The sequence below is a fragment of the Kaistia sp. 32K genome, assembly GCF_016629525.1.
Taxonomy (GTDB): Bacteria; Pseudomonadota; Alphaproteobacteria; order Rhizobiales; family Kaistiaceae; genus Kaistia.
The window spans coordinates 2,096,754-2,120,457 of sequence record NZ_AP024269.1 but is presented as its reverse complement, the minus strand read 5'-3'; the positions used below and the strand labels follow the sequence as shown (position 1 = coordinate 2,120,457).

The window sequence follows — 23,704 nt, the reverse complement described above, 5'->3', positions numbered from 1 at the left end:
TAGAAGAAATGGCCGGTCCCGGTTCGGGGCCGGCCATTTTCATGCCGCGAGCAGCCCACCCATGACGAGCCCCGCCGAAGAGACCGTCCACCTCTACCTGAGCGACATGCACAACATGTTCCAGACGCCGGAGGTGGATCCGTTCCTCGGCGAGAACATCGAGGCATCCGGCATCGATCAGCTGATCGACACGATGAATGCGCGCCACGGCGGCCAGAAGCCCGTCTCGGCCATCGCCATCCACCTGCCGGAAGCGCAAATCACGCCGGAGCTTCCGACCCGGATGAGCACCGCCATCACCAATTACTGCAACGCGCAGATCCGGCTCGCGGCGCAAAAGAAGCGCGAGACCTGGCTCGAGGGACGCAAGGCGCTGCGCATCGGCCTGGTGTTCTGGGCGATCTGCCTGGCGCTGTCGCTGCTGTTCGAGGAGGTGATCTTCACCCGCCACGCCATGGGCCGCCTGTTCGGCGAGGGCTTCATCATCGCCGGCTGGGTCGGCCTCTGGCGCCCGGCCGAACTGCTCCTCTACGACTGGCGCCCCTATTCGCGCGAGATCCGCCGCTACGAGGAGATCCAGCGCATGAAGGTCGTCCTCGTCCCGCGCGAAGCCGGCGGCACGCAGCTCGCCATCCCGATCTGAAACGCAGGCGCTGACGGGCTCGCACTGCCCTTCACCTCTCCCTAAGGAAACCGTTGCGCAACGCCGCCTTCATCGCGCTGATCGGATCTTGCCACGCTCCGCCGTCATCCCGGCGAAGGCCGGGATCCAGACACACAGGCTTGTGGCCGATAGGCTGAGCCAAAGCTTTCCTGGTCGGTGTTTATGGGCCCCGGCCTCCGCCGGGGCGACGGTGCCCTGCCCCATAGGCTGTGGGCTGCATGGCGATCCTTGGGTGTTGCGCGAAGGTCTCCTCAGGGAGAGGTGAAGGGAAGACATTTCCGCCCCCCCGCTCTATCTGGTTCCAGAGCGCGTGCTCGCCACCGCGCCTGGATCAGGAGCGAACCATGAGCACATCCGACCAAGATCGGCCCTCGCAGGGCAAGCTCTCGCATGACAGGCCCCTGCTGGACGAGGACGGCATCGACCGCCGCGGCTTCCTCCGATGCATGAACTGGGCAGGAACCGGAATTCTCTGGGGCCTGGCCGGGGGGCTGCCGCTCGGGATCGGCCTCGACAAGGCCCTGGCGGCCGAGGCGACGGCGCCGCAGCCCTTCACCTTCCTGCAGATCAGCGACAGCCATGTCGGCTTCGACAAGCCCGCCAATCCGAACGCCCTGGCGACGCTGCAGGAGGCGATCGACCGGATCAAGGCGCTGCCCGTCAAGCCGGCCTTCATGATCCATACCGGCGACATCAGCCACCTCTCCAAGGCGTCGGAATTCGACGATGCAGACAAGCTGATCGCCGAGACCGGACTGCGCGTCTTCTACGTGCCGGGCGAACACGACCTCCTCGACGAGGGCCAGGGCAAGGCCTATCTCGATCGCTACGGCAAGGGGTCGAAGGGCACCGGCTGGTACAGCTTCGATCAGGAAGGGGTGCACTTCGTCGGCCTCGTCAACGTCGCGGGCCTCGCCGCCGGCGGCCTCGGCAAGCTCGGCCCCGACCAGCTCGCCTGGCTGAAAAACGACCTCGGCGCCGTGTCCGCCTCGACGCCCGTCGTCGTCTTCGCCCATATCCCGCTCTGGAGCATCTATCCGGAATGGGGCTGGGGCACCGACGATGGCGCGGAAGCGCTCTCCAACCTGAAGCGCTTCGGCTCGGTGACCATCCTGAACGGCCACATTCACCAGGTGATGCAGAAGGTCGAGGGCAACGTCACCTTCCACACGGCGCGCTCGACGGCCTTCCCGCAGCCGGCTCCCGGCAAGGCGCCTGCGCCGGGCCCGATGAAAGTGCCGGCCGGCGACCTCCGGAAATATCTCGGCGTCGCGACGGTCGATTTCGTCCGCGGCTCGCAGCCGCTGGCGATCGTCGACCGCCCGCTCGCCGGCTGAGCGAACAGGGAGCGCTTCATCATGTGCGCATGGATTCGCCAATCCTCGTCGGTCCCGGTCGCGCGCCGCGCCGGGCGCCGGTTCTCCGCGCCCCGGCAGCTGCTCGTCGCGGGACTGCTCGCGCTGCCGCTATGGCTGATCGCCGCGTCGAGCGCCTCCGCCGCCGGTGCGGCGGCGACGATCCAGATCGAGAACTTCACCTTCACGCCGGCTGAGCTGTCGGTCGAACCCGGCACGACGGTGACCTGGGTCAACCATGACGACATCCCGCATCTGGTCGCCGCCACCGACAAGGGCTTCCGGTCGCCGCCGCTCGATACCGACGACCATTTCTCCTTCACCTTCACCAAGCCGGGAAAGTTCGACTATTTCTGCGCGCTGCATCCGCGCATGACGGGAACGGTCGTCGTGACCAAGCCCAAATAGCCCGACTGCGGCGGCCGGCAGCTCGGCCTGACACAGGGTTAAGGATCACCCGGCCGCCCCGCAGGCTCTGGCATTCCGCCAAAAGCGAAACTCCAGACACAAAAAAGCCCGGCGGGAAGCCGGGCTCTTCGATTTCAGATCTGCGCTGAACGCTCAGACGGCCGCGAGATTCGAGGCCTTGGTCTTGCCGCGATCGCTGACGACGTCGAAGGAAACCTTCTGACCTTCGTTGAGCGAACGCATGCCGGCTGCTTCAAGAGCGGTGACATGCACGAAGACGTCGGGACCACCGGCGTCAGGCGCAATGAAGCCGAAGCCGCGCTGCGAATCGAAGAACTTAACGGTGCCAGTATCGGCCATTTAGAAAACTACCTTAGTCATTCACGCCAGCACCATGCCAGCGCGCCTTCGAGGCGAACATGACCGGGAGCATCGCAACAGCCTTGTAGAGGCGCGGCAACATTCACCGATCAGGTTCGCAAACCCAACCAGAGCATCTGATCGTTTGTCAGGGGATCAGGGAAAAAATGAAACGGAGTACATCCGTCCGCTTCGTTCATGAACGACGGCTGCATCGACAAATGCGCCTATCGAACTCCCGCTCTGTTCGGCTGGGACAAGACATATATAGACGAACCAAACTGAAACTGCAAATTATCAATTAAGTCTTTTTTGGACACGCCGGCGCGCTGCATCGAAATATCGAAACCGATCGGACGATTTATCCATCCATGCGCTCGGAATTATTATGACTCGCCGGCCGATTTTCTGATACGTTTCGGCAATGTCTCATACATTTAAAGTCGGCCAGCGTGTCACCATGGACCGGAGCAAGATCTTCAGCTCCGCTCCGGGCACATACATCATTGTCGCAGCCCTGCCGGAGTCAGGCGGTCGGCTGCAATACCGGATCAAGAGCGAGCTCGAGAAGCACGAGCGCGTCGCCGAGCAGAGCCAGCTGCATCCGATGCTCGAAGAGGTCTGAGGCGCATCGGGCCCTTTGTGCTCGGACGAAGCCGACCTATCGGTGAATTTCCTTTGCCTGCGTAGGTGTGGACGGTTCGGCGAAGGATGGCTAGGCGGCCTTGGTCTGCAAACCGCATTGCCCCGCTGGAGCCTCCTTCGAGGCTTCGCTCACGCGAAGCACCTCAGGATGATGGCGGAGCTGGTCGATCGGTCGCCTGACCATTCTCCCAGGCAGCATTCCCAATACTAGACCATCATCCTGAGGTGCCCGGCAAAGCCGGGCCTCGAAGGAGGGTCCAGGGAACGCCTGATATGGATGGTGGGGCGGCCTTCGTCTGCGAACCGGATTGCCCGTCGACAAACCCGATCTCGCCCCACGATCCGCGCTGCTCCTCACCTCCCCCTCAGGGAGAAGTGAAAGGAAAGCGTCCCCGCATTACGGGCCAGACACTCAGGACCACGGCGCAGCCGGTTCGTCCAGCCTCGAAGCTTCGCTGCCCGAAGGCGGACACTGCCGCCGACATCGCTATTGGATAAAGGAAAATGGTGGGCGGTACTGGGATTGAACCAGTGACCCTTCGCGTGTGAAGCGAATGCTCTCCCGCTGAGCTAACCGCCCATCCGGCCGAAGCGAAGCGCTCCGGGGAAGGTGGCCGGGATATAGAGTGCCGCGACCGATCAAGTCAAGCCGAGGCAAAAAGTTATGCCACGAGATTGTGAATTGCATCGACGGGCGACATCGCCCAAATAGGACGTACCCCTTACGAAATGTACGTTATGCCAAGTGATACCGTCCTCGGTGCAGGCATTGCCTCCGCCGCCCCCACCCCACGCGCCTACCGCATCACCGCCCTCATCGTCGCAAGCGCCCTGTTCATGGAACAGCTCGATTCGACGGTGCTGTCGACCGCGCTGCCGACCATGGCGCGAAGTTTCGGCGTCTCGCCGCTCGACATGAGCGTCGCCCTGACGGGCTACCTGCTCAGCCTGGCGATCTTCATCCCGGCGAGCGGCTGGATCGCCGACCGCTTCGGCGCGCGCAACGTGTTCTGCGCGGCGATCGCCATCTTCATGGCGGGCTCGCTGATGTGCGCGCAGGCGCACAACCTGCCCTTCCTCGTGCTCGCGCGCATGCTGCAGGGGCTCGGCGGCGCCATGATGGTGCCGGTCGGCCGACTGGTCATCCTGAAGACCGTGCCGCGCTCCGATTTCGTCTCGGCCATGGCCTGGGTGATGGTCCCTGCCCTGATCGGCCCGGTGATCGGCCCGATGGTGGGCGGCTTCATCGTCACCTATCTCGACTGGCGCTGGATCTTCTACGTGAACCTGCCGCTCGGCCTGATCGGCATCCTGCTGGCGAGCCGCTACATCGACAATGTCCGCGAGGATATTCGCCGTCCGTTCGACGGGCTGGGCCTGCTTCTCTCCGGCGTCTCGCTCGGCTCGCTGCTGTTCGCCTTCGAGACCGGCGGGCGCGGCGAGGCGCCGCTCGGCACCACGTTGATCCTCATCGCCGTCGGCATCGTTTCCGGCGCGCTCTACCTCCGGCATGCCCGCCGCCACGTCGCCCCGATCCTCGATCTCCGGCTGATGCGGCACAAGACCTTCAGCCTCTCGGTCGTCGCCGGAAGCCTGGCGCGAATCTCGGCCGGCGCGATGCCCTTCCTGCTGCCGATGATGATGCAGCTCGGCTTCGGCATGTCGGCCGTGCACAGCGGCCTCGTGACCTTCATCTCCGCCGCCGGCGCCATGGCGATGAAGGCCTCGGCGACGCCGATCCTGCGCCGCTTCGGCTTCCGCAACACGCTGATCTGGAACAGCGTCGTCGCGAGCTGCTTCCTGGCGAGCTACGCGATGTTCCGGCCCGACTGGCCGCTGCTCGCCATCTATGCGGTGCTTTTGATCGGCGGCTTCTCGCAGTCGCTGCAGTTCACCGCCTACAACACGATCGCCTATGCCGAGGTCGAGCGCGAGGAAATGAGCGCCGCCACCAGCTTCTACACGACGATCCAGCAGATGATGCTGTCGCTGGGCATCTGCGTGTCGGCGACGGTCCTGCATGTCTCCGTCGCCCTCTCCGGCAACGGCGCGCCGACCATGCCGGACTTCTCGGCCGCCTTCCTGACGGTGACGAGCATCTCGCTGCTCGCGGCCTTCGTCTGCGCCCGCCTGCCGCTGAACGCCGGCGACGATCTCGCCGGCCGGCAGGACCTGCCGAAGGCCGACCACTAGGGTCCGTCATCGTTTGCCTAAGTGCTCGCAATGCAGGGGCGCTTTCCTTTCACCTCTCCCCAAGGGAGAGGTCGCGCAACTAGCGCTGATCAAATCTTGCCACGCTCCGCCGTCATCCCGGCGAAGGCCGGGATCCAGAAACACCGGCCTGTGACCGATACACTGGACCAAGCTTTCATGGCCGGTGTTCATGGGCCCCGGCCTCCGCCGGGGCGACGGTGCCTTGCCCTTCGGCCTAGGACCGATGGCGACCTGCGGTGTTCTGCAAAGATCTCCTCAGGGAGAAGTGAAGGACGACGCGCATCGAAGATCGGGCTCGCGCCTCCGTCCCACCGCCCTGCGGCGCGACCTGCGACAGTCTCGTCAAACAGGGGATATTGCACGAACGGAGATGCACGATAGAGTGTGCCGGTCTACGATCCAAAGCGCTTTGGACGAATGCCGGTCACCGACGTGTCGCATTCGTTCGGCAATCAACACACCTCACACCCGTGCCGCGCGGGACAGGATTTTGCGGTCAGGTAACGTCTAGGGAGACCATGGTCATGACGATCCGCGTTGTTGTCTGGGGCGAAAACGTCCACGAGCAGGAGAATGAAGTTGTCCGGAAGATCTATCCGGAAGGCATGCACACCACGATCGCCAAAGGTCTCTCGGAAGATCCCGTCCTGAAGGTAACCACTGCGACGCTGCAGGAGGCCGAGCACGGCCTGACCGAAGAGCGCCTGGCCGAGACCGACGTGCTGTTCTGGTGGGGCCACAAGGCGCATGGCGAGGTCTCCGACGCCGTGGTCGAGCGGGTCGCCAAGCGCGTCTGGGAAGGCATGGGCCTGATCGTCCTGCACTCCGGCCACTTCTCGAAGATCTTCAAGCGCCTGATGGGCACCCCCTGCTCGCTGAAGTGGCGCGAGGCCGGCGAGCTCGAACGCGTCTGGGTGATCAACCGCAACCACCAGATCGCCCAGGGTCTCTCGGACTATTTCGAGATCGAGCAGACCGAGATGTATGGCGAGCCCTTCACGGTTCCGGAGCCGCAGGAGACGGTCTTCGTCACCTGGTACGAAGGCGGCGAAGTGTTCCGCTCGGGCCTGACCTGGCAGCGCGGCGGCGGCAAGATCTTCTATTTCTCGCCCGGCCACGAGACGTATCCGATCTACTACAACACGGACGTCAAGCAGGTCCTGAAGAACGCCGCCAAGTGGGCCTACAACCCCGCCCCCGCCTGGGCCGGCATCGAGAAGGCCCCGAACACCCCCGCCGACAAGGCGCCGAACGGTCCGCTCACCATCAAGGGCGAGACCCTGCACAAGCGCGGCGAGGAAGGCTTCCGCTAGTCGCCTGACGATCGACGCCCAGTCCTGGGCGTCCCGAACCCTCGAGGCCCCGGCCTTCGAGGGTTCGGCGTTTCAAGTCGAGGTTTCGCGGGCGGGCCCGCGGAGCCCCGCTTCCTCTCCCCCCGCCTCTTCTCTCTTCCGGGATCCGCTCCCGCCAGCCGCCCCTCCATCCAGCCAAGAGCTTCAACATGGTCAAGCTTCTCATCCTCGGGACCGGCAACATGGCCAATAGCCATGCGACCGCCTTCAAGGCCGTTCCCGGCGTCACCCTCGTCGCCGCCGTCGAAATCGACCCGGCCCGCCGCGCCGCCTTCGGCAAGGAGCACGGCATCGCCAACCTGTTCGGCAGCCTCGAGGAGGCGATCGCCTGGGGCCAGTTCGACGCTGCCGCCAACGTCACGCCCGACGCCGTGCACTACGACACGACGATGAAGCTGCTCGCCGCCGGCAAGCATGTCTTCTGCGAGAAGCCGCTGGCGACCGACTATGCGCACGCCATCGAAATGGCCGAGGCCGCCGAGGCCAAGGGCGTCATCAACATGGTCAACCTGACCTACCGCAACTCGCCCGCGCTGCAGAAGGCGCGCGAGCTGGTAGCGGCGGGCAAGATCGGCAAAATCCGCCACGTCGAGGCCTCCTATCTGCAGAGCTGGCTGGTCGGCAAGCAGTGGGGCGACTGGCGCACGGAATCGCGCTGGCTCTGGCGCCTGTCGGAAGAGCACGGCTCGAAGGGCGTGCTCGGCGACGTCGGCGTCCATATCGTCGACTTCGCCTCGTTCGGCGCCGATAGCGACATCAGCACGGTCGAGAGCCGCCTGAAGACCTTCCACAAGGCCGAAGGCGACCAGATCGGCGAATACAAGCTCGACGCCAATGATTCGGTGATCATGATGGCGGAGTTCGCCAATGGCGCGCTCGGCACCATCACGGCGACCCGCTTCGCCACCGGCCACGCCAACGACCTGACGCTGCTGCTGTTCGGCACCGAGGGCGCGCTCGAGGTGAAGACCGACGGCAAGGCCTCGTCGCTCCGGATCTGCACCGGCGCCGATATCGACACCCAGACCTGGAAGCCGGTCGAGTGCCCGCCGGTCGTCACGACCTATGAGCGCTTCGCCAAGGCGGTCCAGACGGGCGTCAACGGCGATCCGAGCTTCCGCCGCGCCGCCGAGATCCAGCGCATCCTCGATCTCTGCTTCGACCAGGACGTCGCGCGCGGCAAGAAGATCGGCTGATAGATCGGCTGATCGCCCGACGCCCCTTTTCGAAAAGTAGCATCGGCCCGGCACGTCCGGGCCGATTGCGTTTGGGCGATGCGTTTACAGACGGCTTCTGTACTGGCACCTGATTTTCATAGGCCGAAGATTCGCCGTTCCTCCGGGATGCGCCCGCGAACCCGATCCCAATGACTTCCTCTCGGAGCGCGTGAGCCGCGCCGGGCTGTTTTATGCCAGTCATCTTAGGGGCCTAACCCTCGTGAAGGACCGGCTCGGCACGGCATTGGAGTTGCGCTCAACCGAGCCTTGTGGAAGGGTCCGGCACGGCTCCGCAGCACAATCTCCAATGAAGAGGTAGTTCATGTTTCGCTCGGTTGGAATCGGTCTCGTATTGGCTTCCGTTGCACTGGCGAGCGGAGCCTCCGCGCAGGCGCAAAGCGGCAAATCTCTGGTCACCACGGACAATTTCGTCCGCGCGGAGACCGACAATTACCTCGCGATGAATGCGAAGGTCGTCGGCGGGCTGGGCAAGTTCCAGCATTCCCGCGAGCCGGCTTCGATCGACAACCAGACCGTCATTCGCATGAACCGCGACACGCTCTATTCGTTCGGGGTGTTTGATCTCGCCGGCGGCCCGGTGACGCTGACCCTGCCGGACTCGGGCGACCGCTACATGTCGATGATGATCGTCGACGAGGACCACTACGTCCCGATCGTCGCTCACGGCAAGGAGACGGTCACGCTGGCGCAGGAATCGTTCGGTACCCGATATGCCTTCGTGGCGGTCCGAACCCTGGTCGACCCCAACGACCCGAAGGATATCGAGGCGGTCCACAAGCTTCAGGATGCGATCACGGTCAGCCAGAAGGACGCCGGAAAGCTCGAGCTGCCGGACTGGGATCAGGACAGCCTCACCGAAATCCGCAACGGGCTGCTCACGCTGGCAAAGTACCAGCCGTCGTTTCACGGCGCCTTCGGAACGCGGGATCAGGTCGATCCCGTCCAGCACCTGATCGGCACGGCCGCGGGCTGGGGCGGCCTTCCCGACAGCGAAGCGAACTACCAGAGCTTCACGCCCGCGAAGAACGACGGCAAGACGGTCTACACCATCAACGTGCCGAAGGACGTGCCGGTGCAGGCCTTCTGGTCGGTCAGCGTCTATAACGAAAAGGGCTTCTTCGAGAAGAACGACCACAACGCCTATTCGATCAACGGCATCACCGCGGCGAAGAATGCGGATGGTTCGGTGACGATCCAGTTCGGCGGCTGCGACGGCAAGATTGCGAACTGCCTGCCGATCGTTGAGGGCTGGAACTATACCGCGCGGCTCTACCGTCCGGAGCAGCCCATCCTCAGCGGCGAATGGACCTTCCCGGCTGCAAATCCCCTCGACTGAGCCTCGGAGCCCTAGCTTTCGACGGGGAGAGCTCTCCCCGTCGAGAACGAGCCGAGGGGAGCATCCAAAGATGCTCTCCTTTGCGCAGGGATATGAGCGGGTCGTCGTCACCAGGGCTTCAGGATGAGCGTTTCAACGAAGTTGGCGACACTGCTTGGGACGGTCGTCCTTGCGATCGCGACGATGCAGCCCGCGCGTGCAGAAGAGGGCGTCGGCGTTCGTCAGATCACGGCGCCATCCGAACAGCGCGGCACAAACCTTGACGTAACGGTCTGGTATCCGGCGCAGCCGGGCGGCGAGTCCGTCACGCTCGGTGACAGCCCGTTGTTCGCGGGCGCCTCCGCCATGCGGGATGCGCCGATCACGGCCGGAAAATACCCGCTCATCCTGCTCTCGCATGGTGCCGGCCTCGCCGGTAATCCGCAGGCCCTGAGCTGGCTTGCAGCGCCCTTGGCCAAACACGGCTTCATCGTCGCGGCCCCCGCCCACCCGGGCAATTCGGGGCCCAACCGGTCCGCTCGTGAAACCATGAAGCTCTGGCTGCGCCCTTCCGATCTCAGCGAAACGCTGAATGCCCTGGAGGGCGCCACCGCCTTTCGGGAGCACCTCATTCCTGGCGACGTCGGCATGCTCGGCCTCTCCATGGGCGGCACGACGGCGTTCGCCATCGCCGGGGCGCGCCTCGATGAAAAGCTCCTCGCCAGCTATTGCGACACGGATCGGCTCAACGCGTCGCTGTGCGGCTGGATTCGGCAATCCGGCGTGGATCTCCACGCCATGGATCTCAAGCCCGCCGGTCGCGACAACCGGGACGAGCGCATCCGCTTCGCCATGGCGATCGACCCCGCCCCTGCAGATGTCTTCGCGTTCGAAAGCTTTGCCGACATTTCGATCCCGATGGAGATCGTCAATCTCGGTCGCCCGGAAAATATTCCCGCGACGGCGCAGGCCTCCGGCATCGCCAGGGCGATTCCGCATGCCGACTACCGGCTGATCGAGGATGCGAGCCATTTCAGCATGTTCGGCGAATGCAAGCCGGACGCCGCGAAGATCCTCGCATCCGAACAAATCGACGAACCGCTTTGCGCCGATGGCGACGGCCGATCCCGCGCCGAGATCCACCGGCAATTGATTGACATGACCACCGCCGCCTTCGATCGCGCCCTGAAGGGCAGCCCATAGATTTGGCCACGGAGCCGGCTATCCTAGCTCCGCCGTCATCCCGGCGAAGGCCGGGATCCATGCACACCGGCCCATGGCAGGAAGAACTGGGCATTCTTGACCCGAATGTTCCTGGCCGGTGTTTATGGGCCCCGGCCTTCGCCGGGGCGACGGAGCTCTACGGCTAGGCCGCGGGCTGCATGGCGACGTTTCGGCGCTCTGTGAAGGTTTCCCCATGGGAGAGGTGAAGGGGCAGCTCGGTTCGAGCCGGCTTGAGCCATCCTGTATCCGCACGACAGCGCCCTGCCCCATCCCCGCTCCCGCTGTTGCCGCGTCGCCACAACCGGCGGAGGTATGCGCGCGTTGAGCCCGCGCGCTCTTGGCACCAGCAAGCAACGCGGTTATAAACGACCCCTCTTCAACTCCGAACGCGGGGGGATTTGCATGGCATCGCTGCATTTGATCGTCGCCCCGGTGGTTCTCGTCGCGGGATCATCCCGCGCCTAGTTCGGACGTTCAGCGGCTTCCTCCCCGGTTCGAAATCGGGATCCTCCGAAGCCCGCCGCCCCGAGACTCCAAGACCTAACCGCGGATCTCCGTGCATCGACCGCACGTCGTCCGCCGCCTCTTCATCTCTTTTTTCAGGACCGGATGGCGTCTTCGGCGCGTCCGGATAGCCATCATGACTCGATTCAGATTTCCCCGCTTCCGCATCCGATGGCGCACCGGCGCCTTCGCCGAGGTTCTCGGATTCACCTTCGCGCATTGGCGCAAGCAGCCCTGGCTGATCGCCGGCCTCGCGGCCGCCATGCTGACGGCGACGATGGCCGACGTGCTGCTGCCGCTTTATGCCGGCCGGCTCGTCGACGCCATCGCCACCGACGGCGGCGACCGCGACGCGGCGCTTTCCGCCGCGCTCTCGGCCTTCGGCGCGCTGATGGCGCTCGGCGTCGGCATGATGGCGCTGCGCCATCTGGCTTTCCTCGGCATCATCCGGCTGACGCTCAACATGATGACGGCGATCGCGGCCGATGCCTTCCACCGGGTGCAGCGCTTCTCCACCAACTGGCACGCCAATTCCTTCGCCGGCTCGACCGTGCGCAAGATCACGCGCGGCATGTGGGCGCTCGACCTTCTGAACGACACGCTGCTGCTGGCACTGCTGCCTTCGCTGGCCATGCTGGTCGGCACGACCATCCTGCTCGGCTCCTACTGGCCGGTGATGGGGCTGATCGTCGCCACCGGCTCGATCCTCTACATCGGCATGACGGTGGCGCTGTCGCTCGGCTATGTCGCGCCGGCGGCGAGCCTCGCCAACCAGTGGGACACCAAGCTCGGCGGCGCGCTCGCCGACGCCGTGTCGTGCAACGCCGTCGTCAAGGCGTTCGGCGCCGAGGATCGCGAGGATGCGCGGCTTTCGCGCGTCGTCGCCAAATGGCGCTCGCGCACGTCCCGCACCTGGATCCGCGGCACCAACAACGGCACGGCGCAGGGCGTCCTGCTGGTGCTGCTGCGCGGCGCGATCATCGGCACTGTGCTGATCCTCTGGTGGCATGGCCAGGCGACGGCCGGCGACGTCACCTTCGTGCTGACCTCCTACTTCCTCCTGCAGGGCTATCTGCGCGACGTCGGCGTGCATATCCGCAACCTGCAGCGCTCGGTGAACGACATGGAGGAGCTCGTCGCTCTGCATGCGCAGCCGCTCGGCATCGAGGACAGGCCCGGCGCCAAGGCGATGCGCATCGGCGCCGGCGAGATCCGCTTCGACGACGTCACCTTCCACTATGCCGGCCATGAAACGCCGCTCTACAAGGACTTCGACGTCACCATCCAAGCGGGCGAGAAGGTCGGACTTGTCGGCCATTCCGGCTCGGGCAAGACGACCTTCGTCAAGCTGATTCAGCGTCTCTATGACGTCACCGACGGCCGCATCGTGATCGACGGGCAGGACATCGCCCATGTCACGCAGTCGTCGCTGCGCGGCGAGATCGCGATCGTGCAGCAGGAGCCGATCCTGTTCCACCGCTCGCTGGCGGAGAACATCGCCTATGCCCGGCCGGGCGCGTCGCTGGCCGAGATCATCGCGGCGGCGAAGCTCGCCAACGCGCATGATTTCATCGAGCGGCTGCCGCAGGGCTACCAGACGCTGGTCGGCGAGCGCGGCGTCAAGCTCTCGGGCGGCGAACGCCAGCGCGTGGCGCTCGCCCGCGCCTTCCTGGCCGACGCGCCGATCCTGATCCTCGACGAGGCGACGTCCAGCCTCGATTCGGAATCGGAGGCGCTGATCCAGGAGGCGATGGAGCGGCTGATGGAAGGGCGCACGGCGATCATCATCGCCCACCGCCTGTCGACGGTGCGGGCGCTCGACCGGCTGTTGGTCTTCGATCGCGGCCGGATCGCCGAGGAGGGGACGCACGAGCAGCTCGTGCGCCTCGACAACGGCATCTACCGCAAGCTGTTCGAGCGGCAGGCGCTGGACCTCGCCAAAGGCCTCGCGGCCGCCTGACGACGAGAATGCGGGCCGGCGGGCACATCGCCGCCGGTTCGCGCCAAGGCTATTCCGACACGACCGGCTGCGCCGCCGGGCCCTCCGGGCGCGTGACGATCCAGAGCGCGCAGGCGAGCATCACGAGCGCGACGAACGCCGCCAGCAGCCAGCTCGGCGCAGCGGAGACGTAAAAGACCACATAGCCGAGCGCGATGCCGCCGCATGCCATCCACTTGGCGCGGCGAGGGATCGCGCCATGCGCCCGCCAGGCGCGCAGTGTGCCGCCGAAGCGCGGATGATCGAGCATCCACGCCTCGAGCCGGGGCGAAGACCGGCCGAACGCCCAGGCGGCCAGAATCAGGAAGATCGTCGTCGGCATGATCGGCAGGAAGGCGCCGATGATGCCGAGCGCGAGGAAGACGAATCCGAGCGCGATGAAGCCTGCCCGCCGGCCAAGATGGAGAGCGGAGCGATAGCGCGCTCCGGCTCGCGGTTCCGGCATGGTGACGCCTCCGGCAGTTGGTTTCGTTCCCCTCCCCGCCTCTTTCGGCGGGAGGGCCTCTGCGCACCGCCGGCAGGCGGCGACGACGAGCCGATGGAATAGAGCCGCCGGCGCCGAGCGCCAAGGAAAACCTCGAACGATCCTCCGATACGGCTGCGCGAACCCGCCGCAGGCCGGCCCTGTTGCGCCGCCCATCTTGCGTCGGACTCGGCGATTAGGACTGCCCTCCGGCGCCCGGTCGTTGTTAAATCGTCCCATCCTGCAACGGGGCGCCAGCCCCTTATGCAACGAGGCATGTCATGACCCGACTGACCGCTAAGGATTTCCACCCCGACCTGCTCGAGCTCTACGACTTCTACGCGCATGGCCGCATCACCAAGCGCGAATTCCTCGACCGCGCCGCGAAATTCGCCGTCGGCGGCGTCACCGCCGCCGGGATCCTCGCCTCGATGAGCCCCAACTACGCCCTCGCCGACCAGGTCTCCAAGACCGATCCCGACATCGTCGCCGAATACATCACCTACCCATCGCCCGACGGCAATGGCGAGGTCCGCGCCTATTACGTCCGTCCGGCCAAGATCGCCGGCAAGCGGCCCGGCGTCGTCGTCGTGCACGAGAACCGGGGCCTAAACCCCTATATCGAGGACGTCGCCCGCCGCGTCGCCAAGGCCGGCTTCATCGCACTCGCGCCGGACGGGCTGACCTCGAAGGGCGGCTATCCCGGCAATGACGAGAAGGGCGTCGAACTGCAGAAGCAGGTCGATCCCGAGAAGCTGATGAACGACTTCTTCGCCGCGGTCGAATTCCTGATGAAGAGCGACGCCACCTCCGGCAAGGTCGGCATTGTCGGCTTCTGCTATGGCGGCGGCGTCGCCAACGCGGCCGCGGTCGCCTTCCCGGAACTCGCCGCCGCCGTGCCCTTCTACGGCCGCCAGCCGCAGGCGGCGGACGTGCCGAAGATCCAGGCGCCGCTGCTCCTCCACTATGCCGAGCTCGACAAGAACATCGACGCCGGCTGGCCCGCCTATGAGGCGGCGCTGAAGGCCAACAACAAGGTCTACGAGGCCTATATCTATCCGGGCGTCAACCACGGCTTCCACAACGACACGACGCCCCGCTACGACCAGGCGGCGGCCGAACTCGCGTGGAAACGGACGATCGACTGGTTCAACAAATACCTGTCGTGAAAGAAGGCCGCCGCCCCGGTCTGGGCGGCGGCCTCACGGCTTCAGAGCAATCGATCCGGGCCTAGTCCCTCGCCCGCGCCAGCTTCGTCCGCGCCGCCGCCTGTTCGGCGGCGCCGAGCTGGGTCGGACCGAGCTTGAAGGTGATCTTGTCCAGCTTGCCGGTGAAGGCGAAGGGCAGCTGGTAGTCGCTGTCCTCGACGCCGCTGCGGGTGTCGACGCCGACGTCGAAGGTCTCGTCGATCGTCATCAGGAACGGCGTGGTGTGCGGAACCGTCTGCCGGGCAACCTCCTGGTCGTCGACCTTGAGCACGCCCGTGCCGCCCTTGCCCGCGCCCGGCCCGTCATAGGTGAAATCGAACACGACCGTGTGCTTGCCGGGCGTCAGCGCGTCGTTGCCGGCCCAGCGGAAGCGCTGGAGCGCCAGCAGATTGTAGAGGAAGACCGGCTTGCCCTTGACCAGATACAGCCCATAGCCGCCGAACCGGCCGCCCATCGTCGCCAGCATGCCCTCCGCCCCGCCCGGCGGAATCTCGACCTCGGCGGTGATCGTGTAGGACTTGGTCAAGAGATCCGGCGCGGCGCTGGGCGGAATGCCGGAAACGCGTCCGACATAGGAGAAGCTGTTCCGCCCGGCCGTGGCGCTCGGACGCGGCGCCAGAAGCCGCTGCACGATCGAGTTGTCGAGCGGGAAAACGTTGTATTTCGATGCCTCGACCAGGAACAGGTCCTTCAGTTCCTGCAGCTTCTGAGGGTTGCTCGCGGCGACGTCATTGTTCTGCGAATAGTCGTCCGTGATGTTGTAGAGCTCCCAGTTATAGCCGCTGATGACATCCGGCATCTTGGCGAGCCCGAGCAGCCAGGGCGGCTGCGGCGGCGGCGTCGAGGCAATCCAGCCGTCGTGATAGATCGCGCGGTCGCCGAACATCTCGAAATACTGGGTGGTGCGGGCCGACGGCACGTCCTTGCTCGACTTGTCCCAGCTATAGCTCATGCTGACGCCCTCGATCGGGCGCTGGCCGATGCCGTTGACGGTGACCGGCGCGCGCACGCCCGTCGCCTCCAGGATCGTCGGCACGATGTCGATCATGTGGTGGAACTGGGTGCGGATGCCGCCGGCGTCGCGGATGCGGGCGGGCCAGGCCATCGCCATGCCCTGCCGGGTACCGCCGAAATGCGAGGCGATCTGCTTGGTCCATTTGAAGGGCGTGTCGAAGGCCCAGGACCAGGCGACCGACATGTGCGGCGTCGTCTGGTCGGAGCCCCAGACATCGTAGAACTTGAGCTGGTCCTTGACCGGAACGTCGATGCCCTGGATCGCCGCCAGGTCGAACGGCGTGCCGAGCGTCGAGCCCTCCGCGCTCGTGCCGTTGTCGCCCTCGATATAGATGATCAGCGTGTTGTCGAGCTTGCCCTGGTCCTCGACCTCCTGGATCACCCGGCCGATCTCGTGGTCCGTATAGGCGACATAGGCGGCGTAGACCTCGGCCTGGCGGGCGAACATCTTCTTCTCGTCGGCGGAAAGCGTATCCCATTTCGGCAGGCTGTCCGGCCAGGGCGTCAGCGCCGTGTTCTCCGGAATGACGCCGAGCCGTTTCTGGTTGGCGAAGATTTCGTCGCGCATGGCGTTCCAGCCCATGTCGAACTTGCCCTTGAACTTGGCGATCCATTCGGGCGTCGGCTGGTGCGGCGCGTGCGTGCCGCCGGGAACGAAATAGAGGAAGAACGGCTGGTCCGGCGCCGAGGCGCTGGTCTGCCTCAGATAGTCGATCGCGTTGTCGGCGAGATCGGTCGTCAGATTGTAGCCGGGATGGCCGATCCACGGGAAAACCTGGGTCGTGTTCTGGAACAGATAGGGCGTCCACTGGTTGGTCTCGCCGCCCATGAAGCCATAGAAATACTCGAACCCCATGCCGACCGGCCATTGGTCGAACGGACCGGAGAGGCTGTACTGGAAGCTCGGCGTGTTGTGTTCCTTGCCGAACCACGAGGTCTTGTAGCCGTTCTCCTTCAGGATCTCGCCGATCGTCGCGTTCTCCGGTCCGATGACGGAATCATAGCCCGGGAAGCCGGTCGACTGCTCGGTGATGACGCCGAAGCCGGCCGAGTGGTGGTTGCGGCCGGTGATCAGGGCTGCCCGGGTCGGCGAGCAGAGCGCGGTCGAATGAAACTGGGTGTAGCGCAGCCCCGCCTGGGCGACGCGGTCGAGCGCCGGCGTCGGAATGACGCCGCCAAACGTGCCGGAAACGCCATAGCCGGCATCGTCCGTCATGATCAGCAGGATGTTGGGCGCGCCGGCCGGCGGCACCACCCGCGGCGGCCAGAACGGCTTCGAATTCGTGGCGTCGAGATTGATCACCCCGCCGAAGGGCAGAGGCGGCGGCGGTATCGTGTTGCCGTCGATCGTCTGCGTCGCGCTCGGCGATCCCGGCGTTCCGGTGATCGTCTGCGCATCGGCCGTGACGATGGAGAGACCGGAAGACAGCATGAGAAGGGACAAAAATCGACTGGAAAGCATGTGTCGCGTGGAATGCATGGAGCATCTCCTGCAAACAGGCCCGATTATTCATCATGATAAGAACTATGGAGAACGAACTATATTCACTTTGTTGCTTGTTACCGCGATAAAGACGGCCACAATACCCAAACTCGGCATGCGCCTCAATTCTTGAAGAATCGAGGGAAAGCACGATTTTGTTACACTCGGATCGGCCGAGGGGCAGACTATTCGGAAACAGGATGGCATGTTGGACGACATGCTTCCCGCTCGGCCGGAGAATCCTGGCCAGCTAGGGAAGATGCGCGCGACAAACCAAACGGACGGGGAAATTCTTGCAGCCTGAGCTTCGCTCCACGATCACATGCCCGCATTGCGGTCACGGCAAGGTCGAGGAAATGCCGACCGACGCCTGCCAGTTCTTCTACGAATGCGAGGCCTGCCACACCCTGCTGCGCCCGAAAGCGGGAGATTGCTGCGTCTTCTGCTCCTACGGCTCTGTGCCGTGCCCGCCAATCCAGCTCGAGCGCCAGGGCGGCGGCGAGGCCTGCTGCGGTCGCTGAGCCGCCAGCGACGTTTCGACCGCCTGCCGACAATGGGCGGACCGCCCGCGACCCACGGGGCAAAGGCGCCCCGACACGACCTATCCGGCGTCGCCGGCGGAACCGCGCTCGCCGAGCCGCATTCTTAGAATTCGTGAAGCATCCTGCCCGCGGACGGGAAGACATTTCGCAGTTCGGCTCAAAAAGCGAAAGGACACGCGATGGCGATTGCCAAAAACACGATCTGCGTCTGGTACGACAAGGACGCCGAGGCGGCGGCCCGCTTCTATGCCGAGACGTTTCCCGACAGCTCGGTCGGCGCCATCCAGCGCGCCCCCACCGACTTCCCGTCCGGCAAGGCGGGCGACGTCCTGGTCGTCGAGTTCACCGTCGCCGGCATTCCCTGCATCGGCCTGAATGGCGGCCCCGCCTTCAAGCAGAGCGAGGCCTTCTCGTTCCAGATCGCCACCGACGACCAGGCGGAGACCGACCGCTACTGGAACGCCATCGTCGGCAATGGCGGCCAGGAAAGCGCCTGCGGCTGGTGCAAGGACAAATGGGGCATCTCCTGGCAAATCACCCCGCGTGTGCTGACTGAGGCGATGGCCGCCGGCGGCGAGGAAGCCAAGCGCGCCTTCACCGCCATGATGGACATGAACAAGATCGACGTCGCCGCAATCGAGGCGGCGCGCAGAGGGTGAATTCTGGCGAGACCTAAGGATATTCTCTCCGACTGGCGTTTGCCAAATGTGACGGCGTGCTTGGAGAGGATCGAACTTGTGAATTGGTCCGTACAAGGGTTGGCTGCGAAAACCGCCGTCACGATGAACAGTATCGCCATGCGAGCCCCAGCGACGGGATTTTCGCTTCCGATCGTTGGATGCAAGCGAGGTCACCTCCGATTTCGATAGGCTACCCGGCGGAATCTGCCGTTGCTCAACTGTCGCAGCACCTCGGCCAGAATGACTTACCTAGGCGTGCATCGAGAATCTCTTTAGACATCAGGGACCCAACCACGGTGGTCACTGATGCCCTTCACCTTCAACGTACCGAATCTGTCGCAAGAGCCCGTTGAGATCGAGCTCATGCCGGGCTCTTCCACATTCTTCGTCGGAGCCAACGGCAGCGGTAAAACTCGCCTAGCAACACAAGCTGAAAACCAGTGGGGCGAGAAAGCCCATCGCATCTCGGCTCACCGCTCTCTCAGCTTGAACCCGGACGTTGCTAAAATCAGCGAGCAACGAGCGCTAACTGGATTGCGCTTTGGTTACCAAAATGCTGGAAGCGGACAAGAGCTAGATTTCCGAATAAACAACAGGTGGGGCAGCAAGGCCGAGACCAGTCTTCTCAATGATTTCGATTTTCTTGTGCAGGTACTTTTCGCAGAGCAATCAAACATCGCGTTACAGACCCACAATGCCGCTCACGCTGGCACGCTCGACAAACCGGTATCGACGCGGTTTCAGAAGCTGACGGCCATCTGGGACAGAATTCTGCCCCATCGCACCCTTCAGATCAGGGGAGATGACATCAAGATTGCGGCTGCTGGACAGCCATCTTACAGCGCGGCCGACATGAGCGATGGGGAACGAGCCGTCTTTTACATGCTTGGCCAAGTGCTGGCTGCCGAACCCAATTCAGTCTTGATCTTCGATGAACCGGAACTTCATATCCACCGCGCAATTCTGAGTAGGCTTTGGGACGAGGCAGAGGCAGCACGACCTGATTGCGCCTTTCTGGTGATCACACACGACCTAGAGTTTGCAGCCTCGCGGCCAAGCCAGAAGTTTGTCATCCGCAACTATCAAGCGCCGGGCCAATGGGAGATTGAGCAGGTGCCTGAAGGCACCGGCTTCAGCGAGGAGGTGGCGACGCTGATCCTCGGTAGCCGCAAGCCGATCCTGTTCGTGGAAGGCACCGGCACCAGTCTCGATCTCGCAATCTACCGAGCCTGCTATCCTGAATGGACAATACTGCCGCGAGGAGCCTGCGAGAATGTCATCCACGCTGTAGCGACGATGCGGCGGAACACGAGCCTCACTCGCGTAACCTGTGCAGGCCTTGTTGACGCGGATGATTACAGTGACGAGGATAAGAAACTACTTGCCAAATTCGGGGTCGGCACACTCCCCGTCTCGGAGATAGAGAACCTACTCCTGCATCCGGAAGTCGCTACGGCCATCTTGGAAGAGGAGAAATTTCAATCCGCCGAACTGGAGGCCAAACTGGGAGCGCTTGTGGACGAAGTACTCATTGAGGTTTCTAGGCCCGGCTCAATCGATGAAGTTGTGCTGCGCTACTGCCGCAGACGGATCGATCGCACATTGAAGAAGATTGACTTCAAGGATGTGAAATCACCCGGAGATCTTGCGGCAATTTATGCTGAACGGACCGCAGCTCTGGACGTCGCAACAGTTGCCAAAGAGGCACGAGACCGGATCGATGATGCCATCGAAAGGCGAGACCTGCCGACTCTGCTGGCCAACTTCGACAACAAGGCCCTTCTCGCGCTGGCGGCGAAGCACCTTAAGGGTAACTCTAAAGTAGCGTTCGAAAGTTGGGTTATCCGCACAATGCGCGACCCCAAGTTGGACAAGCTGAAGTCCGCGCTGAGCAAGATTCTGCCCACTATAACGGCTCACTAGGGCAGGGAGGCCCTCAGCGGCGCTTGATGCCCTTCGGCGCCTTCAGCACCGGCGTCTTGGCGCGGTTCTCGTCCTGGAGCTTGGGCCAGCGATCGAGCGTCGTGATCGAGGTTTGGCTAAGTGCCCAGGAACGCGCATCGAATATTCTCCCGGGCGTCTGTTGAATTCCGATCCGCTCATTCGTCATGGGAAGGAGAGGCCAAGTAGCCGAGGCCCAGCAAGTTCGCTCCGGAGGAACCATGACGCAGTATCTGGTCGCTATTCACCATCCCGACGACTACGACCCGTTCGTCGCCGAAGACGCGGCCATGGACCGCGATATCGATGCGCTCAACGCCGAGATGCAGGCGGCGGGCGCCACGATCTTCGTTGGCGGCCTGAAGCCGGTGGCGAGTGCGAAGTCGCTTCGGGCCAATGGCGAGATCGTCGTTACCGACGGGCCCTACACGGAAGTCAAGGAACATGTCGGCGGCTTCTGGGTGTTGGAGGCCGCGAACCTGGACGAGGCGCTTGTCTGGGGTCGCAAGGCCGCGATCGCCTGCCGGGCCCCCGTCGAAGTGCGCGCGTTTCACTGACGCGTCGCGCTCGCTCCGTCAGCGGCGCTTGTTGCCCTTGGGGCCCTTCAGCACCGGCGTCTTGGCGCGGTTCTCGTCCTGCAGCTTGCGCCAGCGGTCGAGGCGGTCGGGATCGAGCTGCCCCGCCTTGACCGCCGCCTGCACGGCGCAGCCCGGCTCGTGCTCATGCGTGCAATCGCGAAAGCGGCAGTTCGGCGCCAGTTCGGTGATCTCGGCGAAGAGCTGGTCGATGCCCTCGGCCGCGTCGCTCACATGCAGCGTCCGCATGCCGGGCGTATCGATCACCCAGCCGCCGCCGGCAATCCGGTGCAGCGAGCGCGAGGTCGTGGTGTGGCGGCCCTTGGCATCGCTCTCGCGGATGCCGCCGGTCTGCTGCGGCGCGTCCTGATCGGGGCCGGCCAGCGTATTCAGCAGCGTCGACTTGCCGACGCCGGAGGAGCCGATCAGCGCCACCGTCCGCCCGGCTCCACACCAAGGGGCGAGCGCCGCCGCTGCCTCGCCGCGGCGTCCGTCCAGCGTGACGCATTCGAGCCCGCGCTGCAGCGTCGCCACCTGGGCCGCGTAGGTCCCGGCGTCCTCGACCGTGTCGGCCTTGGTGAGCAGGATCACCGGATGGGTGCCGGCCTGGTTGGCGAGCGCCAGATAGCGCTCGAGCCGGGCGACGTTGAAATCGGCGTTGCAGGAGGTGACGATGAACAGCGTGTCGACATTGGCGGCGGTCAGCTGCGGCTGCGTCCCGCCCTCGACCCGGCGCGACAGCAGCGTCCGCCGCTCCAGCCGGCGGCGGAGCAGATCCGTCCCCGGCTCGACCAGCACCCAATCGCCGACCGCGTAGTCGCCCGTGTTGGTGTGGACCGGAAGGACCAGCCGGACCGGACCGTCGGCGGCGATGGCGCCCATCCGCGCCCGGTGCACGGTCGCGATCCGCATCGGCACGAGGTCCGCCTCGTCGGCTTCGACCTGTTCGGCGAAGAAGTCGCTCCAGCCCATTTCGGCGAGCGACGACGCGGCGACATCGAGGGCTTCGATCAAGATCGGGGCCGAAGGCACGGCGGCGCGGACAGGAACATCATCGTGGGCGGCATCCTGGGTAACGGGCGGGTAACGGCAGGTTACCGGAAAACCCGTCGCGGAAACATGACCGAAGCGGGCAGAACGCATCCGCCCGCCCGGCTCGCACGCTCTATAGGGCGGCCTCGGCGCCTCGCGCAAGCAGCGCCTCCGTCGGGGGCGTTGGCGGTTCGCTCGGCTTCAGCCCAGGACTTCGCGCAAGATGCCGGCCAACGTCCGCTGGTAGCATTCATTCGAGAAATGCGAGGCATAGAGCGCGAGACCCCGCTCGTTCGGAACGTCAGGAAGGCTGGCTAGCGCCTTCATCTCGCGAGCGAATTCGTCCGCTCCTTCCGCGATCCGGACGGCCCCCTCTATGCCGGGGACGCGGGCGAAGGCCGACACGGCCATCGGCGTCGCCACGACATGTTTCCCCATCGCCAGCGCCTCGACCAGCTTGATGGAAGCGCCGGTGCCGGCGGTCGTCGGCACGATGACCGCGCGGGAGGATGCATAGATTTCGGCGAGATCCGGCTGCTCTTCCAGCCAGATCTCCCTGTGGGCCTCGAAGACGGAAGGCTGGTGCTGGCGGAACCAGGTGGCAATGCTGCCGACGATGCGGATCCGGAGCCCCTGCCCCGACAGCCGCGGCAGGACCTCGCTCGTAAACCATTGAATACTTTTGATGTTTCCAGCGTGGGCATTGCCGACGAACAGGAAATCGATCGTCGCCGCGCCATTCGGCCGGGTCGCCTTGAGATGGTTGCGGGAGGTGGGCCTATTGAGGAAATGGCGCCGGTCCGGCAGCAATTTGCGGAAATGTTCGACGTCGTCCTCGCTGATATGAACTAGCGCATCGGCCTCGGCGCCGATCTTCGCCTCGTCACGATAGAGCCTGTCGAGGTCGTCGACCTGTCGGGTGATCGGGTTGGGCAGACGACCGTGCCCATAGCGGTGGGCCTGGATATCGTGCGTCTCCAGAAGGATCTTCGGTCGCGGAAACCCCGCCGATTCCGCCGCTTTCGCGATCCTTTGCGCCGCTCCCATGTTGAAGGCGTGGTTCACATGCACGAGCGCCACGCCACGGGCCCGGATGCGCGCGAGCAAGCCGGCATCGATCCGCGACCGCCCCGCATAGCGCGACTCGATGGCCATCACCGTGTCTCGTCCCGCCAGGATCCAGTCCCAATAAGCCATCGAGGATCCGCGCCGGATCCGGCGATGGGATTGGTTCAGATAGATGTCGCGACCGGGAATCTCCGAGAAGTCATCCCGGATCCTGCCCCAAACCGAGTTACGGTCCGTCCGCAGGTCAGCATTGTGAGGGACAAATACAACTATAACGTCATATCCAGCATCAATATATGCTCTTGATTGTGCGAGAAATATACTGGAACTGCCAGATCGCGGCCACGGTGCACAGATCATGATGACGAGAGGATTTGCCAATCCCGGTATCCCTCTTGCAACGACTCCAAACTTCTGACT

General features: G+C 64.4%; 21 protein-coding genes and 1 tRNA gene. 15 read left to right on the top strand and 7 right to left on the bottom strand.

What is annotated here, in order from left to right; translation table 11 throughout:
* Positions 1 to 61 precede the first annotated feature (61 nt).
* The 3 genes from K32_RS09555 (at position 62) to K32_RS09545 (ending at position 2,427) form a co-directional block, all read left to right on the top strand.
* A complete protein-coding gene (locus K32_RS09555; protein WP_201403783.1) occupies positions 62 to 643 on the top strand; it encodes a hypothetical protein in 582 nt (193 codons plus the stop codon).
* A gap of 467 nt (positions 644 to 1,110) precedes the next feature.
* Positions 1,111 to 2,001 carry a metallophosphoesterase gene (locus tag K32_RS09550; protein ID WP_244669978.1) on the top strand — a complete coding sequence of 297 codons (891 nt, stop codon included), beginning with the start codon at positions 1,111 to 1,113 and terminating at the stop codon, positions 1,999 to 2,001.
* A gap of 21 nt (positions 2,002 to 2,022) precedes the next feature.
* Entirely contained in the window at positions 2,023 to 2,427 is a 405-nt protein-coding gene (locus K32_RS09545) for a cupredoxin family copper-binding protein (protein WP_201403781.1), read from the top strand.
* A gap of 153 nt (positions 2,428 to 2,580) precedes the next feature.
* On the opposite strand, the gene K32_RS09540 is transcribed toward K32_RS09545, so the two are convergent.
* Entirely contained in the window at positions 2,581 to 2,787 is a 207-nt protein-coding gene (locus K32_RS09540) for a cold-shock protein (RefSeq protein ID WP_201403780.1), read from the bottom strand.
* A gap of 424 nt (positions 2,788 to 3,211) precedes the next feature.
* Here K32_RS09540 and K32_RS09535 point away from each other — a divergent pair, with 424 nt between their 5' ends.
* Positions 3,212 to 3,412, top strand: coding sequence for a hypothetical protein (locus K32_RS09535; protein WP_201403779.1), 201 nt, complete (start codon positions 3,212 to 3,214; stop codon positions 3,410 to 3,412).
* A 525-nt stretch (positions 3,413 to 3,937) separates the two neighbouring features.
* On the opposite strand, the gene K32_RS09530 is transcribed toward K32_RS09535, so the two are convergent.
* A tRNA-Val gene (locus K32_RS09530) sits at positions 3,938 to 4,012 on the bottom strand.
* A 158-nt stretch (positions 4,013 to 4,170) separates the two neighbouring features.
* Between K32_RS09530 and K32_RS09525 the strand changes: the two genes are divergently transcribed.
* The 6 genes from K32_RS09525 (at position 4,171) to K32_RS09500 (ending at position 13,239) form a co-directional block, all read left to right on the top strand.
* Entirely contained in the window at positions 4,171 to 5,625 is a 1,455-nt protein-coding gene (locus K32_RS09525; RefSeq protein ID WP_201403778.1) for a DHA2 family efflux MFS transporter permease subunit, read from the top strand.
* 545 nt (positions 5,626 to 6,170) lie between these two features.
* Complete coding sequence (locus K32_RS09520) at positions 6,171 to 6,959, top strand: ThuA domain-containing protein (RefSeq protein WP_201403777.1); 789 nt, start codon at positions 6,171 to 6,173, stop codon at positions 6,957 to 6,959.
* A gap of 188 nt (positions 6,960 to 7,147) precedes the next feature.
* On the top strand, positions 7,148 to 8,194 hold the full coding sequence (locus K32_RS09515; RefSeq protein WP_201403776.1) for a Gfo/Idh/MocA family protein: 1,047 nt from the start codon (positions 7,148 to 7,150) through the stop codon (positions 8,192 to 8,194).
* Positions 8,195 to 8,537: 343 nt separating this feature from the next.
* Entirely contained in the window at positions 8,538 to 9,572 is a 1,035-nt protein-coding gene (locus K32_RS09510) for a DUF1254 domain-containing protein (RefSeq protein WP_201403775.1), read from the top strand.
* A 123-nt stretch (positions 9,573 to 9,695) separates the two neighbouring features.
* Complete coding sequence (locus tag K32_RS09505; RefSeq protein ID WP_201403774.1) at positions 9,696 to 10,754, top strand: alpha/beta fold hydrolase; 1,059 nt, start codon at positions 9,696 to 9,698, stop codon at positions 10,752 to 10,754.
* A gap of 661 nt (positions 10,755 to 11,415) precedes the next feature.
* On the top strand, positions 11,416 to 13,239 hold the full coding sequence (locus K32_RS09500) for an ABC transporter ATP-binding protein (protein ID WP_201403773.1): 1,824 nt from the start codon (positions 11,416 to 11,418) through the stop codon (positions 13,237 to 13,239).
* A gap of 49 nt (positions 13,240 to 13,288) precedes the next feature.
* On the opposite strand, the gene K32_RS09495 is transcribed toward K32_RS09500, so the two are convergent.
* Positions 13,289 to 13,723, bottom strand: coding sequence for a YbaN family protein (locus K32_RS09495; RefSeq protein ID WP_201403772.1), 435 nt, complete (start codon positions 13,721 to 13,723; stop codon positions 13,289 to 13,291).
* A gap of 299 nt (positions 13,724 to 14,022) precedes the next feature.
* Here K32_RS09495 and yghX point away from each other — a divergent pair, with 299 nt between their 5' ends.
* Positions 14,023 to 14,910: a YghX family hydrolase gene (gene yghX, locus K32_RS09490; protein ID WP_201403771.1), complete on the top strand. Its 888-nt coding sequence runs from the start codon at positions 14,023 to 14,025 to the stop codon at positions 14,908 to 14,910.
* Positions 14,911 to 14,971: 61 nt separating this feature from the next.
* Here the strand turns inward: yghX and K32_RS09485 are convergent, their stop codons facing one another.
* Positions 14,972 to 17,425, bottom strand: a complete 2,454-nt coding sequence (locus K32_RS09485; RefSeq protein ID WP_201404439.1) for an arylsulfatase — start codon at positions 17,423 to 17,425, stop codon at positions 14,972 to 14,974.
* 314 nt (positions 17,426 to 17,739) lie between these two features.
* Here K32_RS09485 and K32_RS09480 point away from each other — a divergent pair, with 314 nt between their 5' ends.
* From K32_RS09480 to K32_RS09470, 3 genes are all read left to right on the top strand, one after another.
* Complete coding sequence (locus tag K32_RS09480) at positions 17,740 to 17,967, top strand: GDCCVxC domain-containing (seleno)protein (protein ID WP_201403770.1); 228 nt, start codon at positions 17,740 to 17,742, stop codon at positions 17,965 to 17,967.
* Positions 17,968 to 18,167: 200 nt separating this feature from the next.
* Complete coding sequence (locus K32_RS09475) at positions 18,168 to 18,647, top strand: VOC family protein (protein WP_201403769.1); 480 nt, start codon at positions 18,168 to 18,170, stop codon at positions 18,645 to 18,647.
* A gap of 327 nt (positions 18,648 to 18,974) precedes the next feature.
* Positions 18,975 to 20,591 carry an AAA family ATPase gene (locus K32_RS09470; RefSeq protein WP_244669921.1) on the top strand — a complete coding sequence of 539 codons (1,617 nt, stop codon included), beginning with the start codon at positions 18,975 to 18,977 and terminating at the stop codon, positions 20,589 to 20,591.
* 13 nt (positions 20,592 to 20,604) lie between these two features.
* Here K32_RS09470 and K32_RS09465 read toward each other — a convergent pair whose 3' ends face one another.
* A complete protein-coding gene (locus K32_RS09465) occupies positions 20,605 to 20,778 on the bottom strand; it encodes a hypothetical protein (protein ID WP_201403768.1) in 174 nt (57 codons plus the stop codon).
* 52 nt (positions 20,779 to 20,830) lie between these two features.
* On the opposite strand from K32_RS09465, the gene K32_RS09460 reads away from it, so the two are divergent.
* Entirely contained in the window at positions 20,831 to 21,166 is a 336-nt protein-coding gene (locus K32_RS09460) for a YciI family protein (RefSeq protein WP_201403767.1), read from the top strand.
* An 18-nt stretch (positions 21,167 to 21,184) separates the two neighbouring features.
* Here the strand turns inward: K32_RS09460 and rsgA are convergent, their stop codons facing one another.
* On the bottom strand, positions 21,185 to 22,156 hold the full coding sequence (gene rsgA, locus K32_RS09455; protein WP_201404437.1) for a ribosome small subunit-dependent GTPase A: 972 nt from the start codon (positions 22,154 to 22,156) through the stop codon (positions 21,185 to 21,187).
* 261 nt (positions 22,157 to 22,417) lie between these two features.
* Positions 22,418 to 23,665, bottom strand: coding sequence for a glycosyltransferase (locus K32_RS09450; RefSeq protein ID WP_201403766.1), 1,248 nt, complete (start codon positions 23,663 to 23,665; stop codon positions 22,418 to 22,420).
* Between the last annotated feature and the right edge of the window lie 39 nt (positions 23,666 to 23,704).